This window comes from Micromonospora costi, assembly GCF_003626655.1.
GTDB classification, from domain to species: Bacteria; Actinomycetota; Actinomycetes; order Mycobacteriales; family Micromonosporaceae; genus Micromonospora; species Micromonospora costi.
This window is the reverse complement of sequence record NZ_RBAN01000002.1, coordinates 1,009,358-1,022,631: the sequence shown is the minus strand read 5'-3', so window position 1 is coordinate 1,022,631 and position 13,274 is coordinate 1,009,358. Positions and strand designations below refer to the sequence as shown.

The 13,274-nt window shown below is 69.7% G+C and carries 23 protein-coding genes and 1 tRNA gene; 14 read left to right on the top strand and 10 right to left on the bottom strand.

Annotated elements, in window-relative coordinates:
* Positions 1–105: 105 nt before the first annotated feature.
* From D7193_RS15630 to D7193_RS15620, 3 genes are all read right to left on the bottom strand, one after another.
* Positions 106–177 (bottom strand) — tRNA-Trp (locus D7193_RS15630).
* A 344-nt stretch (positions 178–521) separates the two neighbouring features.
* Positions 522–1,037 (bottom strand): endonuclease domain-containing protein, encoded by a 516-nt coding sequence (locus D7193_RS15625; protein WP_158674812.1) that lies wholly within the window; start codon positions 1,035–1,037, stop codon positions 522–524.
* On the bottom strand, positions 1,037–1,393 hold the full coding sequence (locus tag D7193_RS15620) for a hypothetical protein (protein WP_120780197.1): 357 nt from the start codon (positions 1,391–1,393) through the stop codon (positions 1,037–1,039). The genes D7193_RS15625 and D7193_RS15620 overlap by 1 nt, the downstream gene beginning before the upstream one ends.
* Positions 1,394–1,490: 97 nt before the next feature.
* Here D7193_RS15620 and D7193_RS15615 point away from each other — a divergent pair, with 97 nt between their 5' ends.
* Positions 1,491–1,904 (top strand): hypothetical protein, encoded by a 414-nt coding sequence (locus D7193_RS15615; RefSeq protein ID WP_120780196.1) that lies wholly within the window; start codon positions 1,491–1,493, stop codon positions 1,902–1,904.
* On the opposite strand, the gene D7193_RS15610 is transcribed toward D7193_RS15615, so the two are convergent.
* The 5 genes from D7193_RS15610 to D7193_RS15590 all read right to left on the bottom strand — a co-directional run bounded on the left by D7193_RS15610 (position 1,894) and on the right by D7193_RS15590 (position 4,034).
* Positions 1,894–2,391 (bottom strand): hypothetical protein, encoded by a 498-nt coding sequence (locus tag D7193_RS15610; protein WP_147434408.1) that lies wholly within the window; start codon positions 2,389–2,391, stop codon positions 1,894–1,896. The two genes, D7193_RS15615 and D7193_RS15610, sit on opposite strands and share 11 nt — an antisense overlap.
* Positions 2,388–2,660 carry a hypothetical protein gene (locus D7193_RS15605; protein WP_120780194.1) on the bottom strand — a complete coding sequence of 91 codons (273 nt, stop codon included), beginning with the start codon at positions 2,658–2,660 and terminating at the stop codon, positions 2,388–2,390. The genes D7193_RS15610 and D7193_RS15605 overlap by 4 nt, the downstream gene beginning before the upstream one ends.
* Positions 2,657–2,842, bottom strand: coding sequence for a hypothetical protein (locus D7193_RS15600; RefSeq protein WP_120780193.1), 186 nt, complete (start codon positions 2,840–2,842; stop codon positions 2,657–2,659). Before D7193_RS15600 ends, D7193_RS15605 begins: the two co-directional genes overlap by 4 nt.
* On the bottom strand, positions 2,839–3,102 hold the full coding sequence (locus D7193_RS15595) for a hypothetical protein (RefSeq protein ID WP_120780192.1): 264 nt from the start codon (positions 3,100–3,102) through the stop codon (positions 2,839–2,841). The genes D7193_RS15600 and D7193_RS15595 overlap by 4 nt, the downstream gene beginning before the upstream one ends.
* Positions 3,103–3,797: 695 nt before the next feature.
* Positions 3,798–4,034 (bottom strand): hypothetical protein, encoded by a 237-nt coding sequence (locus tag D7193_RS15590; protein ID WP_120780191.1) that lies wholly within the window; start codon positions 4,032–4,034, stop codon positions 3,798–3,800.
* A gap of 159 nt (positions 4,035–4,193) precedes the next feature.
* On the opposite strand from D7193_RS15590, the gene D7193_RS15585 reads away from it, so the two are divergent.
* From D7193_RS15585 to D7193_RS15545, 9 genes are all read left to right on the top strand, one after another.
* Positions 4,194–4,613 (top strand): hypothetical protein, encoded by a 420-nt coding sequence (locus D7193_RS15585; RefSeq protein WP_120780190.1) that lies wholly within the window; start codon positions 4,194–4,196, stop codon positions 4,611–4,613.
* A gap of 109 nt (positions 4,614–4,722) precedes the next feature.
* Entirely contained in the window at positions 4,723–4,911 is a 189-nt protein-coding gene (locus D7193_RS15580) for a hypothetical protein (protein WP_120780189.1), read from the top strand.
* Positions 4,911–5,366, top strand: coding sequence for a hypothetical protein (locus tag D7193_RS15575; RefSeq protein ID WP_120780188.1), 456 nt, complete (start codon positions 4,911–4,913; stop codon positions 5,364–5,366). The genes D7193_RS15580 and D7193_RS15575 overlap by 1 nt, the downstream gene beginning before the upstream one ends.
* A 129-nt stretch (positions 5,367–5,495) precedes the next feature.
* Positions 5,496–6,035 (top strand): hypothetical protein, encoded by a 540-nt coding sequence (locus tag D7193_RS15570; protein ID WP_120780187.1) that lies wholly within the window; start codon positions 5,496–5,498, stop codon positions 6,033–6,035.
* On the top strand, positions 6,035–6,262 hold the full coding sequence (locus D7193_RS15565) for a hypothetical protein (RefSeq protein ID WP_120780186.1): 228 nt from the start codon (positions 6,035–6,037) through the stop codon (positions 6,260–6,262). Before D7193_RS15570 ends, D7193_RS15565 begins: the two co-directional genes overlap by 1 nt.
* A 70-nt stretch (positions 6,263–6,332) precedes the next feature.
* Positions 6,333–6,551, top strand: coding sequence for a hypothetical protein (locus tag D7193_RS15560; RefSeq protein ID WP_120780185.1), 219 nt, complete (start codon positions 6,333–6,335; stop codon positions 6,549–6,551).
* Between the two features lie 215 nt (positions 6,552–6,766).
* The gene (locus D7193_RS15555) at positions 6,767–7,336 is read left to right on the top strand and encodes a hypothetical protein (RefSeq protein WP_147434407.1); all 570 of its coding nucleotides are present in this window, start codon (positions 6,767–6,769) and stop codon (positions 7,334–7,336) included.
* Positions 7,337–7,458: 122 nt separating this feature from the next.
* Positions 7,459–7,761 (top strand): hypothetical protein, encoded by a 303-nt coding sequence (locus tag D7193_RS15550; RefSeq protein WP_120780183.1) that lies wholly within the window; start codon positions 7,459–7,461, stop codon positions 7,759–7,761.
* A gap of 27 nt (positions 7,762–7,788) precedes the next feature.
* Positions 7,789–8,202 (top strand): DUF6573 family protein, encoded by a 414-nt coding sequence (locus D7193_RS15545; protein ID WP_120780182.1) that lies wholly within the window; start codon positions 7,789–7,791, stop codon positions 8,200–8,202.
* A gap of 33 nt (positions 8,203–8,235) precedes the next feature.
* Here D7193_RS15545 and D7193_RS15540 read toward each other — a convergent pair whose 3' ends face one another.
* The gene (locus D7193_RS15540; protein WP_120780181.1) at positions 8,236–8,790 is read right to left on the bottom strand and encodes a hypothetical protein; all 555 of its coding nucleotides are present in this window, start codon (positions 8,788–8,790) and stop codon (positions 8,236–8,238) included.
* Between the two features lie 213 nt (positions 8,791–9,003).
* Between D7193_RS15540 and D7193_RS15535 the strand changes: the two genes are divergently transcribed.
* Together D7193_RS15535 and D7193_RS15530 are read left to right on the top strand one after the other, a co-directional pair.
* A complete protein-coding gene (locus D7193_RS15535; protein ID WP_120780180.1) occupies positions 9,004–9,888 on the top strand; it encodes a hypothetical protein in 885 nt (294 codons plus the stop codon).
* 63 nt (positions 9,889–9,951) lie between these two features.
* A complete protein-coding gene (locus D7193_RS15530) occupies positions 9,952–10,449 on the top strand; it encodes a hypothetical protein (protein WP_120780179.1) in 498 nt (165 codons plus the stop codon).
* Here the strand turns inward: D7193_RS15530 and D7193_RS15525 are convergent, their stop codons facing one another.
* Positions 10,450–10,944, bottom strand: a complete 495-nt coding sequence (locus D7193_RS15525) for a hypothetical protein (protein ID WP_147434406.1) — start codon at positions 10,942–10,944, stop codon at positions 10,450–10,452. It abuts the gene before it with no gap.
* 65 nt (positions 10,945–11,009) lie between these two features.
* On the opposite strand from D7193_RS15525, the gene D7193_RS34875 reads away from it, so the two are divergent.
* Together D7193_RS34875 and D7193_RS15520 are read left to right on the top strand one after the other, a co-directional pair.
* Positions 11,010–11,297, top strand: coding sequence for a DUF6248 family natural product biosynthesis protein (locus D7193_RS34875; protein WP_377456198.1), 288 nt, complete (start codon positions 11,010–11,012; stop codon positions 11,295–11,297).
* A gap of 129 nt (positions 11,298–11,426) precedes the next feature.
* Positions 11,427–13,091: a UvrD-helicase domain-containing protein gene (locus D7193_RS15520; RefSeq protein ID WP_120780177.1), complete on the top strand. Its 1,665-nt coding sequence runs from the start codon at positions 11,427–11,429 to the stop codon at positions 13,089–13,091.
* Positions 13,092–13,274: the final 183 nt, after the last annotated feature.

Here is a 13,274-nt window from a genome sequence, read left to right as displayed (position 1 = left end):
CCGGCGACGGCGGTGCTGCCGCCGGCCGGGTGTCGTCTGTATGCCATCCGCTGTGGAGTTCTCAATGATCATCGCCGAGCCGACCGCGAGGGCCGGGACGTTGAGCAGGGGTGACAGGACTCGAACCTGCGCTTCACGACTTTGGAGATCGCTGCTCTGCCGCTGAGCTACACCCCTATGGACTTGTGCCGAGAACGAGAAAGCCGCCCTACCCCTTGGCTGGGTGGGCGGCTTCCGTGTCCTGGGGGACTCGCGGTCAGCCGCGCCACCTACCGAGCTTGAAGTTGTCGACGGAGCTTGCGGCGATGTCCACGCACCACCCACCGCGCAGCGACACCCGCTGCTGCGGTTCTGGGGTCGTGTGGCGCATCATGACCGGCTACTCCTCAGTGGATCGGTTCGTGAAGACCGTAGGCTCCCGGCGGGCAAACCAGCAACGGAGTTTCCGTCCACCGGCCCGCCCGCCGAGTAGCGCTGACATCACCGACGGTACGGCAACCCTGGCGCGGTGGCAATAACAACTACCGAGTTACGTCATCCGGTGGCGGCTCGGCGGGGCGGCAGACGCGGCAGCGGCACGGCTCCGACCACTTCGCGACCCGCTCGCGGTGTCGGCTTTCAACCGCCTGCCGCCGCTGCGGGTCGAACGGGTCGCAGCCGGCCCCGGCCAGGTACCGCAACGCAGCCGCCTCCCACGTCCCGTCATCGCCGTACGGCAGGCGGCCCCACAGCTCCAACTCTCCGAGCGAGCCGTTGCAGCCGGAGCACAGCAGGCCGCGGATGCACTGGCCGCAGGTGCGGTGGTGGTCGGGGCAGCAGACGTGGTCGTGATCGATGTAGAGGGGAACGGCGCCGGGACCGCGTAGGTTCGCCTGCTGGCAGATCGCGCACACTCCGTCCTGGGCGGCGCGCAGCTCGCGGTACCGGTCGGCGGTGATCCGATGTCGGCCCAACGCGCGGACCGGAAGCGCGAGCGAACACACCTGCCACGGGTCGTCGCCTCGAACCTCGACGACCCGTGGACCTGCCCGCGGCATCATTCGATGGTCTCGACGACCATCTGAGCGGAGTAGCGCTCCGGCTCGTCCCCGGCGTCGTGCTGCACCTGCTCGGCGTGACCGATCAACGCGTCCACCATGTCCCGGAGCCCGGCGACCGCGCCGTACCCGCCCAGCTCGACCGGGTGCGGGCCGCCGGCCTTCTTCGGGGCTTCCCAGATCCGGTCGATGTGGTGGTACAGCATCCACAGGGCGCGGATGTGGCCGGCGCGCTCCTCCGGCGTCATCAACGCCAGGAACCGGCTGTCGTGGTCCGTGAACCGCTCCGCGATGTGCCTGGCCGCGTCTTGCAGCTCGTCGTCGGTCATCGGGTTCTCGTCGTAGTCGATGCTCATCCGCCCACCCCTTCCCGGCCGTTGTCTGTGGAGGGTACGGCGGACAAGCGACGTTCGGGGGGCCCGCGAGCGGACGTCGACCGGCGAGAATCCAACCGTGCTGAAATTTAGCTGGGACGTGGATCGCAAGTTGTTCATCGTCTGGCCCGCGCTGCTGACCGTGGGGTTGTTGGTCGGCTGCTGGTGGTGGCTGCGCGGGTACACGGTGCTCCGCGATCCGGCGCGCGGCTGGCGGCGGTGGGCGGGTGTCGCTGCCCGCAGCGCGGTGCTGGCCGCAGCGTTCTGGGTGCTCGGCCTGCCGGGTGACGTGCGGTGGTGGGGATTCGCTGTGGTCGTGCTGTGCGGGGCGTGGGGCTGGCTGGCGTTCCTGCGGCTCCTCGCCGAAGCGCGGCAGGAGCCCCGACCGGGCCAGGCTGTCGCCGCTGCACCCGCTGAGCAAGCGCCGTCCGAGCTGGCGGCGCAGATGCGCCGCCTCGTCCTCCAACGCCGCGCCCGTGGGCTCAGGCCATAGCTCCCCACTTCGACACGTCCCAGTCCGGCAGCCGCCGGTCACCCGGGCCGGCCGCGCGGGCGAACAGCACCAGCAGCACCTTCCCGTCGACCAGGTCGACCCGCACAGACCGCTGCATCGGCTGAGAAATCTCGGTCTGCGACGTCAGCGCCGCGGTGACCTCCGGGTGCCCCGCTGCCTCGACCACGGCGGCGAGGTAGCCGGCGAACGCCTCTGCCCCGGTCGGGCCGTCCCCGCCGACCCCGGACACGTCCCCGGGCGGCCCGCCAGCCGGCTCGTACTCGTCCGGACCCGTCGGGCTCCCGCCGTTCGGGGACCCGGCTACCACCTTCAGCCCGAACTGGGCGCCGTCGCGGAACCGCACCACCAGGCCGCGTTCGTCCTCCCCGCCGGTGATTCCCCGCCACGGCTCGACCGCAGCGACGCCGGGGTGCGCGGAGCGGGGGAGCAGGTCGACGAGCATGCCGGCCAGGTATCCAGGTGTCACGCGGGGCTCCTCGGTGTCACGGTCGGGGCGAGCTGTTCGAGCACGGCGGTCGCGGCTTGGCCGCACCGCTCGGCACCGTCCAACTGGGCGATCAGGGCGGCCACCATCGTCGGGTACTCGGGGGCGTCCTGGTCGCGCAACACGACGAGGGATCCGTCACGTAGGCCGGCCGGCCAGTGGTAGCGGAGGTAGTGCCGACCCTCGCCGGCCAGCGTGAAGCCGGCCGTGTCGAGGGCGGACATCAGCTCGGCCGGCGAAGGTTCGTTCATCGGGTCACCCAGCCTCGTGCCTTGCGCAGTGCCACGCAGGCGTCAGCGACGCGCTGCGCGGCCTCGTTGACCTCGCCATCGGGGTCGGCGGTGACGCGTTCGTAGTCCTCGACGGCGTCGCCGAGGTCCGCGACCAGGTCGCGGACCAGTGGGCCGCGGGTCGGCGTCGGCGGTGTGGTCATGCTGCTGCCTCCGATCCTGCGTCGGCCCAGCTCAGGTAGTCCTGGTCGGGTTGGTTACGGTACGGCGATCCGGCCGGCGGCCGGTCGAACCGGCCCGGGTTGGCGAGGGCCTTGCGGCCGGCGTCGAGCACCTGCCGGCCGTCACCGGCGGCGGCGACGGCCCGCCACCACGCGCCCGGGGTGCGGACGTTGCAGGTCCGCTCGATCACCGGTATCAGCCGGTCCGCTTCGGCCGGGTCGGCGCCGGCCGCGGTGAGCACCTGGTGGGCGATGCTCGGCTGCGCGGTGTCTCTCTCGCCGGTGGGGGAGAGAGATGAGGGCTCTCTCTGAGGGTGGTGAGGAGATGGGTCCCCCGTTTTGGGGGGCCTCCGCGCGCTGGCAGGTCCCCCGTTTTGGGTGGCCTCAGGTCCCCCGTTCTGGGGTACCTCAGGGCCCCCGTTTTGGGGGGCCTCCGCGTCCTCGGCAGGTCCCCCGTTTTGGGGTGCCTCAGGCGAGTCGGCGAGGGCCGGGAATCGGTAGCTGGTGCGCTGGCCGGTCCGCGAGTAGTACGGCCGCCCGTCCGAGCCGACACCCAGCGGGACGCGTAGCTCGGTCCACTTCCGGGCGACGCGGGCCAGGATTTCGCCGACCTTGCCTACGGGCACATCGGCGGCCTGGGCGAGCCAGTCCACGCCGGGGGCTCCGGCGCGGGTGTCGTCGTTGCAGTAGTCCGCGAGTTCGAGCACGACGCACCGTTCGTTGGCCGTGAGGAGACCTGGCGGCAGGTGGTCGCGGATCTCGCGGCGGAGCTTGAACCCCATGGGCTACCGCCCGTCCCGCGTGGTGTCGTTGATCGAACACGCGGTCGGGGTAGCGGTGTTGTTACCCTCGTGCACAGCCCAGGGCCTCTCTGGGTTAGTCGGCCCGGGTAGCGGTGTTGGTAGCACCGTCCGGGCCGCACCATTTCTGGTGTCGGTCAGGTCGTCTGGTCGGTCTTTCGCTCGACGCCATCGAGGATGGTGTTGAGCCAGGTGTCGGACCAGGCGTGGCCGCTCCATCGCAGGATGTCGGCCTTCTTCACGCCGTCGGCGTATGCCTGGCGCGCTGCTTCGGCGAGTTCGTCGCGGGGCTTCCGGACGATTTGCTTCGCCTCTTCTTTGGCTCGCTGATACGCCTCACCCGTCTCCTGTAGTCGGGCCTGGTGGTCGGTCATGTCCCGATCATCACACAGCTTCCAGAAAGTTCCAACCATGTTGGGCAAGTCGGTTGACGTGGGCAAACCCTGCCCGTAACTTGGTAGTTGTAAGAGCTATCGCGGTTCGGAGCGGTGCTACCAACACCACCGGCCCCACGATCGGGAGAGGTCCCCGACATGGTCACCAAGCTCACCAAGCCCGGCGAGGCCCACACCACCGCCGCCGGCACGCTCACCCTCGTCGCCAGCCTGACTGTCGACGGTGGCGTCGCTCTCAACACCTTCGCCGGCCCCGAGCGCATCGCCGAACTGTCCGGCCTCACCTTCACCAGCCGGCTCGACGCCGCCGAGGTGTACCGCGACATCCGCGACGGCGGCCTGGCCGGCATGAGCCTCGCCGACATCGCCGAGAAGGTCCGGGAGCGGCTGGTCGACATCGCCGCCCCGCTGCGCGGCCGGGCCGGCTACGAGCCCCGCGTGAACGAGCTGGACCGGGCCCTCGACCGCGTCGAGCGCCTGGCCTTCACCTCCGACCTGTCCAGCGCCACCGCCGAGCTCAACGCGCTCGCCGACGCGGTCTACGGCTCGGTCCTCTGACCAGCCAGACCCCGGCGACCTCACCCACCAGCAGCATCCGCCGGTCCCGCAAGGGGCAGGGCCGGCGGCCCACCTGAACGCGTCCATCAACCCACGTCAGGAGCACGTCATGGACCGCCTCACAGCCACCACTCGCCGGGCCGCCCGCGTCGCCGCCCGCAGCGTCCGCCGCGCCGTCACCGTCGAGGTCACCGCCGACGACGGCACCCCGGTCACCCGCCGGGTGAAGCCGCGCCGGCCGTCCCGGCAGACCGCCGACCGGGCCGCCATCGCCGCGTCGCAGCTGGGCATCGCCTGATGCCCGGCAAGGCACAGGCCCTCGCCCCGACGGTCGAGCAGATCGCTACCGACCAGGCCGTCCGAGGCGACGTCACCGAGTCAATGGCAGAGATGCTGACCGCCGTCCGGGACGTACGCGTCGCCAACGTCGGCGGCCGGTGGGTCATCGACGTGTCGTGGCTGGCCCGGGTCGCCCTCGACGCCGGCCTTGTCGCTCGCGTCGGCGAGCTGGACCGCACCGTGCTGAAGCTGACCCGCGTCGGGCGGGAGACGGTCACCCGCGTGTACGCAGAGCGGGCGCTGGCGGAGCTGCTGCGGCTCGCCCGCCGCTACCAGCAGGTCCGCGAGGAGGCCGAGGCTGACGCGGCGGAGGCCGCCGCCCAGAAGACCCGGCGCCACTACATCGTCACGGCGCTCGCCGTGGCCGCCGGGTTCACCGCGGGTGCCCTCACGGTCGTTCTGACCCAGCTCTGACCCCGGTTTGGCGGGCGCGGCCCGCCGGCAAGCCTGGCCGCCCCCGCAGTCCCCAACCACGAGGACTCACCCCGACCGTCGCGATTGGAGCGACGCACGGGGTGGGCCGACCACCGAAGGAGGCCAACCATGGCCGAAGAGTACCGACCCGGGCGTCCGGGTCGCGGCCTGCGCGGCTGGCTGGCCCGCCGCGCACAGATCCGCACGAACCAGCGCAGGTACGCCTTCCACGAGTCGCAGTGCCGCACCATCAGGGCGCACCTCGCGCGGGTCGTCGACCCCGGCGACCGCGCGGACATGCTCCGCCGGCTGGCCACGTCGCTGCACCGCCGCGCCGTCCTGTACGCCAGCGTCCACGGCGTCCACCAGCTCGAAGGCGAGACCACCACCGCCGACCTGTCGATGCTGTGGGAGGCCGACCTGTACGAGGCCCTGTGCGACGTCGAGGCCGCGCACGTCTACCACACGCCCCGAGCGAGGGGCATGGACCAGATCGAGGAGACGGCCGGGCCGGTCCTCGACCGGATGGCCGCCACCCCCGACCTCGGCGGCCGGCTGCGGCTGCTCGGCGCGCTGCACGACTCCGTGCTGCCCGTCGTCGGGAAGCGGGCCGCCGCCCAGGTGCGCGCGCTGCCGGCGCCCGCCAGCGTCGTCACGGCCGGCCGCTGATGGCCGGCCGACCGCCGGGCGGCCTGCGCGTCACCGGGCTGCTGTTCGGGCTCCTGGCCGTGTTCGGCATCTTCCTCGTCGGCCTGGACGCCGTCACCGGCGGCGCGCTGCCCGACATCCGGGTCGGCACCTGGAACGTGCCGGCCGGAGTGCCGACCGCGATCGTCGCCGTCCTGATCGCGAAGGTCTGCCTCGACGCGGCGAACCGCCGCGACGCGAGGCCCTGACCGCAACCGTCCGACCTGGGGCCCCTGAGCACCGGAAGCATCCGCGCGCACACGTTGGAGGTACGCGCCGATGACCACATCAACCCTGACCCGGACCCGGCGGCGTGGCCGTCGCGAGCCGGCCACGGCGCCCGAGCTGGTCGGCGTGGTCGCCGCTGCTCTGGCCGCGAACGATCCGCCGATGCTGTCGGTGGCCGACTGGGGGCGCGGCTGGTGGCCGGTCGACGTCTCCGACGAGGAGGTGATGGTGCGCCGTCGCGGGCAGACGCTGAGCCGTGGTCGCAGGTAGCGCTGGACGGGTGAGGGCGGTGCCGGCCGGAGGACCGACCAGGCCCTTGCCGCTCTCGACCAGGATGGAGGGTCCCGGACTCATGGAGGACCACTGTGCCGCGATCACGAGCGCGACGCCGTGTGATGCCCCGGCGTCGGCGTCGCCATCAGTCGGCTCCGCGTGAGCGGGCAAAGGTCACTGACTGGATGCAGGCGTGCTCGGCCCTGTTAGCCATGGCTGTCGCCCTGCCGGCGCTGGGGGTTGCTGTCGTGACCTACAGAGACCAGCAGGAGATCAACCGGTCTCAGTTGGAGATGGCGCAGCTTGAGCGCGAGCGGTACGCGAGGAGGTACGCCTCCCGCGTCGCGTTCTGGTGGGAGAGCCCGCCCTTGCCTGGTCCGCTCTACGGCGGACGGCCCGGGCAAATGAGGGAGTCCCGCATCAAGGTGCAGAACCGATCGCCCGTGCCGATCACCCGCATGGCTCTCCTGGTCAAACCCTACGGAGGCAGCTTCGGGGTGCGCGATTACCGGTTGACGGTGGATGCGCCGCCCTGCTCGGTTCTCACGATCGCCCTTCCCGCGCTGATCGACGATGACGCATTCTGGGGCGAGCGCCACGGCCACGAATTGATGTTGGAGTTCGCCGATACGACCCACAGGTGGGTGTTGCGGGAGGGCGGGCTGGAAGACGACAGCGAGCAGTATCACCGATATAGCGTGTTTGACATCCAGAACATGGCGTGGGCGAGCGAGGTGCCAGACACGCGGGAGGCGGCTGCTGACTGCGGCGAGGGATTGTGAACATCCGGGACTGAGCGCAAGTCACCGGTCTAGTTCTGGGTGAGTTTTCGATTTGCTGGCGGGGGAAGCTGTGCTGCCGTAACTTGATAGACGTAAGAGCTACTGAGCTAGAGGGGGCAGGGATGGCCACCATCGCCTATGACGACTTCGGATTCCCCGTCGCCACCGCCACCGGCGTCCGCTGCGGCAACCACTACACCGCCGACACCATCCGCCACGCCACCGTCGCCGCCGTCCGCGAGTGCTACCGCCGCTGGCGGGAGATCGAGGCCGACGCCCAAGCCGAGTACGCCGCCGAGCTGGCCAACGAGCGCGCCCTGGAAGACCGCGGCTACTGGGACGCCCGAGCGCAGGAAGTCCACGAGGCCGCCATGGGCGTCGTGCCGTTCGACGTCGCCCTCCGCGAAGCCCTCGCCGCCGCCTGACCCCGCCCACCACCTGAAGGAGACGCCATGTCGTTCGCTGAGCTGTTCGCCGATGCCGAGATCATCCACGCTTACACCCGCGCCCAGGCCCTCGAAGACGGCACCCTCGTGGACGCCGGCCCGGCAGCCCGCGAAGCCGGGTTCCGGATGCCCGTCGCGCTGACCCAGGCCGCGTGGGTCGACTGCGTCGCATGGACCGACGCCGACAACAAGCGTAAGGGCACCTGGCAGGACGAGCCGGGCCGGCTGTGGGACGTCCTCTGGATGGCCTTCCACGCTGCCCGCCGGGCCGGAGGCCGGCAGCGAGTGCCGTTCGACCTCGTCCGGGTACCGGTAGTCGGCCGGGGCGTGACCGCCCGCAAGGTGACGTTGGCGCTGATGATCGGCCCCGGCGACGAGGGAGAGCCCGTCATCACCATCGGCCTGCCGCACGAAGACTGACCTTCTATCTCGCGAAGCCTGACCTGGTTAGCTTCAGTCGCGAAAGAAGAGGAGGTGGCGCTTCCGCCTGGTGACGAAACGGACCGGACTTGTTGTGCCTTCACGTATCCATTGCAAGCCGTTTGCGTCGGTGAACCTGATGATCGACATCAGATGATGAGGACCGCCGGGTTGCTCTGGGTGGAGGGGTGGCTTGAATGGCACGCCCATGTCAGCCTCGGATACCACCACCGACTTCTGCTCCGGCGACGAGTACACCTTGCCGTCGGTCCCGTTCATCACCGCGAAGGACACGTTCAAGATCGGGGACGAGCTGAGGTTCCGAATTCGGTACTCGACATACGTGAGTTGCCCCGTCAGGACACCCTCGTGGTTCACCTTGGGACCGTTCGCGAACCGGAACTCTGCGACCACAAGCCGAGCCAGCGCCGCCTCGTTGTCGCGCTGCTCGTCACGCCGTACCCGGATCTCGTGACGCAGCAGGAGCCCGGTGAACACGACCGCGATCGTGGACATCAGTAGGCCGGCCAGGCTTCCCCACGCCTGCATCCAGTCGGTGATCTTCGGGATCTCTTCTGCGGCGAGCACTGGGCCAGGGTAGGGCGTCGATGCGACACCCCTAGGTCATGCGGCCTCACCTGCGTCGCGTGACACCAGGGTCGCGCGAGGTGTGCCCTCCCTCGGGCGCTCCGCCGTACCCCGGGGGAAACGCGCCGGGGTCAATTCGGCGACGTCGTGGACAGACAGACCTCCGTGCCGTAACTTGATAGATGTAATCACTACTGAGATAAGGAGCCTGCGATGACCGGCGCGACCACCAGGACAGTGACCGTCGACAGCACGCCCGCCGAGATCGACGGCCGGCTCATCGAGCTGTGGATGACCTACGCCCACCACCGCGCCATCGCCGAATCCGACCGGCTCAGCGACGACGTCCGCGACGCCGCGAACCAGGCCGCCCGGGAAGCCGCCGAAGAGGCCGAGCCCCTGGAAGCCGCCTACCGCGAGCGCCAGTGGCCCCGCTGGTGGTGGGTACCCAACGGCCACCTCCACCGCGAAGGCGATTGCTCCACCCTCTACGCCAGCACCGAGCGGAACCTGACCGCCGCCGCGTCCGGGATGGACGACGCCCAGGTGGTTAAGCGGTACGGCTGGCACGTCTGTGCCGTCTGCGTGCCGAACGCCCCCGTCCTCGACGGCTTCCGCACCCCCGGCACCTACGCCGCCGCCGAAGCCGCCGCCAACGGTGACTGCCTCAACAAGGTCCCCACCTACGTCAACAACCGCGGCTGGACCGCGTGGGGCGGCTGCGGCGAGTGCGGCGCCCGGGGCGTGGCCGTCACCAGCCTGGGCAACCTGCGCAAGCACAAGCACCAGCGGATGGCCGATGACGCCGCCCGCAAGGCCCGTATCGATGACCCCCGGCTGATCGGCACTCCCACCGGCGAGGTGTTGAAGGTCGACCGCTCCGAGATCAAGACCAAGCGCACCGCCGAGATCGAGTGGGTCCGCTACATGGAGTACGTCGGGCTCGGCTGGACCGGCGACGACTACCGCACGTTCGCGCGACAGATCGCCGAGGCCCTGGCCGCCAAGGACGGCGTCACTGTCGAGGACGTCGAGGCCCGTTTGCAGCTGAAGGTCGACAAGAAGCTGCGGCAGATCGCCCGCCCCGCCACCCGCTGACCCGCCGCCGGCCCGCCCCGTGCGAGCCGACACCACCGCCGGATCACGTACCGAGGAGCACCGTTGCGCACCATCGACAACGAATTCACCGTCTACGGCCAGGGTTACAAGCTGGCTCGCATCTGCAAGCTCGACAGCAGCCATACGGTCCATGTACGCGTCAAGCGGGACCTCTACCGGCAGCAAAGCCACGCCGTTGCGGAAGTCCTGACCCCGTCGCTGACGTGGACGGCCCTGTTGACCCAGGACGTGGAGTCGTGGCACCAGAGCAGCCCGTACGTCGCCACGAACGCCGGTCAGGGGCGAGCGAGACAGGCGGAGGCCCTGCTGAACCAGGTTGCGATCGCCCCTGCTGAACCACGCGGCCGTGGTGCTGGCCGCTCAATGAGGGGGCCGCGCGGTCCCTCCGCCTGGGAGGTGGGCGAGAGGTGGGGCGATGTTGCCGTCTTTACGGCTGGCGGCGGGCGGCCCGCTCATTGGATGACGGGCCGCCAGCATCCGGGACGGGTGTTTATTCGATGCCTGTTACGCTATTTCCCAGGGTTGTTTGTCGCTGACTGATCAGCACTCCGACGACTCCGAGCAGCGAATGAGCCTACTCTGCCAATAAACGAACCACTCTCCAAGTTCGCCGTTGTATGAATCCCTGGCCATCGGCTCCACCAGAATGTTCGCGGTCCAGACCTGGGAGTTATCCGTCTTCCGGTTGACGAAGCACTGGCTCAAGTAGGTGCCGTAGTTGCTTTCTCTCGGCACGGTCCAGCAGCCCCAGTAGTAAGTGTCTTCCTCAAGGAACACGTTGCGGTAGTTTTCGAAGGTGTTGATGGTTCCCTGCCACTTGTTGGTGAGGCGGTAGTCGCCCCTCGCCAAGCGGATCTCCCTGCTTATGCCGTTCGGGAGAGTCATCAATCCGTGAGAAGGGTCCTTGCTCGCGCCTAGGAAAATATCATTCCGTTGGATGACCGCGTCAGCGGCGTGTGCAGGAACGCCTACGGTGGCAACCGACGCAGTAACGATTAGGAATATCGCTACAAGCTTGCCCATCAGCCTCTTCAATGCAGCTCCCTTTCTAGGTTGGCAGGCACCCTAGCAGTCCACTGTGCTCGTTTGCTGCCCGGCAAATGCGACATTGTCGGGCCGGCCGCCACAACCGGTGCAGCGTCGTCGCATGGGGTGGAGCGCCCCACAGCGACACCTACGTCACCAACGCCCGCAGCTACGTCGTCGGCACCCGCGACGTCCTGAGGGCCGAGGTGTGGCGGTCCGGTGCGCCCTGCCGGTGGGTGTGCCCGTGCGGGTGCACGCCGAGTGGCCCGGAACGGCCGCCGCGGACTACTCGCGGGTGCCCGGTGTGGGCAATGGGTAGTGCGGCGCGGATGGCTGCGGCTGTCTCGTGTTCCGGCCGGTGATCGCGGGGCCGGGTGCGCCGCTGACCTGCGGCTGAGACTCGCCGGGCGAATTCGGTAGAAGTTGTTGCAGAGGTCCCCCCGATGCCCTAACTTGATAGATGTAACCCCTACTGAGATACGGGAGACGACATGACCGGCTTCGCCCCGACCGCCGAGCAGCAGGCCATCATCGACGCCGCCGCGACCGGCGCGAACCTCACCATCGAAGCCGGCGCCGGCACCGGCAAGACCAGCACCTTGCAGTTCCTCGCCGACGCCCTCGGCCGCAAGCGCGGCGTCTACCTCGCCTACAACCGCAGCATCGCGGGCGACGCCGCCAAGAAGTTCCCCAGCACGGTCATGTGCAAGACCGGCCACAGCATGGCCTTCGGCGCGGTCGGCCGGAACTTCCGCGCCCGCCTCGACGGCCCGCGGCTCCCCGCCCACCAGGCCGCCGTCATCCTCGGCATCCACGAGCCCATCAAGCTCGCGGGCGTCGTCCCCGCCTCCGAGATCACCCTGAGCCCGAAGCAGCTCGCCCGCATCGTCGGCGAGACGGTCCAGAAGTTCTGCTACAGCGACGACCAGGAGATCACCCCGTGGCACGTTCCCCTCGTACAGGGCGTCGAGCGCGCCGCCCACCGGGAGCTGGCCCGCCACCTCGCCCCGATCGCCCAGCGCGCCTGGGACACCGACCTCACCCAGACCAACGGCCGCCTGCGGTTCACCCACGACATGTACCTGAAGATGTGGATCCTCTTGGACCCGCAGCTCCACGCGGACTACGTCCTCCTCGACGAGGCCCAGGACTCCAACCCCGCCGTCGCCGGCCTCGTCGCCCGACAGAACGCCCAGCAGATCCTCGTCGGCGACCGCGCCCAGGCCATCTACGGCTGGCGCGGCGCGGTCGACGCCATGCAGAAGTTCGACGGCCAGCGCTTCTACCTCTCGCAGAGCTTCCGGTTCGGGCAGGCCGTCGCCGACGAGGCCAACAAGTGGCTGTCCCTGGTCGACGGCACCGACCTGCGGCTGCGCGGCTTCGACCAGATTCCTTCCCGCCTCGATGACCTCGATGCCCCCGACGCGATCCTGTGCCGCTCTAACGGGGGCGCGATCAGCCGGGTCATCGCCGAGCTGGGCAAGGGTCGCCGTACCGCCCTCGTCGGCGGCGGCAAGGACATCAAGGCGTTCGCCCACGCCGCTCAGCAGCTCATGGCCGGCAAGCCCTGCGACCACCCGGAGCTGATGGCGTTCTCCTACTGGTCCGAGGTGCAGGAGTACGTGCAGGCCGGCGAGGGCTCGGACCTGAAGGTGCTGGTCAACCTGATCGACCGGTACGGCGCGGACGAGCTGGCGACGCTGGTCGACCGGCTTGCCGACGAGCGGTACGCCGATGTTGTGGTGAGCACCGCGCACAAGTCCAAGGGCCGCGAGTGGCGCAACGTCCAAATCGCCACCGACTTCCAGGAGCCGAAGGAGTCGGACGACCCGGAGAAGGAGACCCAGGTGCCCCGCGAGGACGCCATGCTGGCGTACGTGGCGGTGACCCGGGCGCAGCGGGTGCTGGACCGGGAGGGCCTGGCCTGGGTCGACAACTGGATCGAGGGCGCGGCGCCGGCCGTCCCCGCCGTGCCGGCCCCGGTGATCCCGGCGCTCGTCGAGGCGGCCGTCACTGTGCCGGCGCCGGCCGTCCCGGTGGAAGCGCTGGTGGAGCCGCCGGCCCAGGCGGGCGTGTTCGGCAGCCTGTGCCACCGGTGCCGGATCTACCGCAACCCGAAGTGCCCGTGCGGCAAGCCGGTCGGTGTGGCCCGCTGAGGCGGGCCACACCGGGGGAGCCAGGTCGACACCTGGAATTCGGTAGAAGTAATTGCTCACCTACCCCTGGTGACGTAGCTTGATAGATGTAACCGCTACTGAAATCGTGACCGCGAACACGAGGAGCCCGCCATGACCGCACGTCCGAGCCCCGCCGTCCTGTCGGCGATCGAGACGATCCGC

Excerpts from the sequence above, each read along its gene's own strand:
- D7193_RS15625 (WP_158674812.1), bottom strand. The coding sequence starts at position 1,037 with ATGCCGCGGGCAGGTCCACGGGTCGTCGAGGTTCGAGGCGACGACCCG.
- D7193_RS15620 (WP_120780197.1), bottom strand. The coding sequence starts at position 1,393 with ATGAGCATCGACTACGACGAGAACCCGATGACCGACGACGAGCTGCAA.
- D7193_RS15605 (WP_120780194.1), bottom strand. The coding sequence starts at position 2,660 with ATGAACGAACCTTCGCCGGCCGAGCTGATGTCCGCCCTCGACACGGCC.
- D7193_RS15600 (WP_120780193.1), bottom strand. The coding sequence starts at position 2,842 with ATGACCACACCGCCGACGCCGACCCGCGGCCCACTGGTCCGCGACCTG.
- D7193_RS15590 (WP_120780191.1), bottom strand. The coding sequence starts at position 4,034 with ATGACCGACCACCAGGCCCGACTACAGGAGACGGGTGAGGCGTATCAG.
- D7193_RS15585 (WP_120780190.1), top strand. The coding sequence starts at position 4,194 with ATGGTCACCAAGCTCACCAAGCCCGGCGAGGCCCACACCACCGCCGCC.
- D7193_RS15580 (WP_120780189.1), top strand. The coding sequence starts at position 4,723 with ATGGACCGCCTCACAGCCACCACTCGCCGGGCCGCCCGCGTCGCCGCC.
- D7193_RS15575 (WP_120780188.1), top strand. The coding sequence starts at position 4,911 with ATGCCCGGCAAGGCACAGGCCCTCGCCCCGACGGTCGAGCAGATCGCT.
- D7193_RS15570 (WP_120780187.1), top strand. The coding sequence starts at position 5,496 with ATGGCCGAAGAGTACCGACCCGGGCGTCCGGGTCGCGGCCTGCGCGGC.
- D7193_RS15565 (WP_120780186.1), top strand. The coding sequence starts at position 6,035 with ATGGCCGGCCGACCGCCGGGCGGCCTGCGCGTCACCGGGCTGCTGTTC.
- D7193_RS15560 (WP_120780185.1), top strand. The coding sequence starts at position 6,333 with ATGACCACATCAACCCTGACCCGGACCCGGCGGCGTGGCCGTCGCGAG.
- D7193_RS15555 (WP_147434407.1), top strand. The coding sequence starts at position 6,767 with ATGGCTGTCGCCCTGCCGGCGCTGGGGGTTGCTGTCGTGACCTACAGA.
- D7193_RS15550 (WP_120780183.1), top strand. The coding sequence starts at position 7,459 with ATGGCCACCATCGCCTATGACGACTTCGGATTCCCCGTCGCCACCGCC.
- D7193_RS15545 (WP_120780182.1), top strand. The coding sequence starts at position 7,789 with ATGTCGTTCGCTGAGCTGTTCGCCGATGCCGAGATCATCCACGCTTAC.
- D7193_RS15535 (WP_120780180.1), top strand. The coding sequence starts at position 9,004 with ATGACCGGCGCGACCACCAGGACAGTGACCGTCGACAGCACGCCCGCC.
- D7193_RS34875 (WP_377456198.1), top strand. The coding sequence starts at position 11,010 with ATGCGACATTGTCGGGCCGGCCGCCACAACCGGTGCAGCGTCGTCGCA.
- D7193_RS15520 (WP_120780177.1), top strand. The coding sequence starts at position 11,427 with ATGACCGGCTTCGCCCCGACCGCCGAGCAGCAGGCCATCATCGACGCC.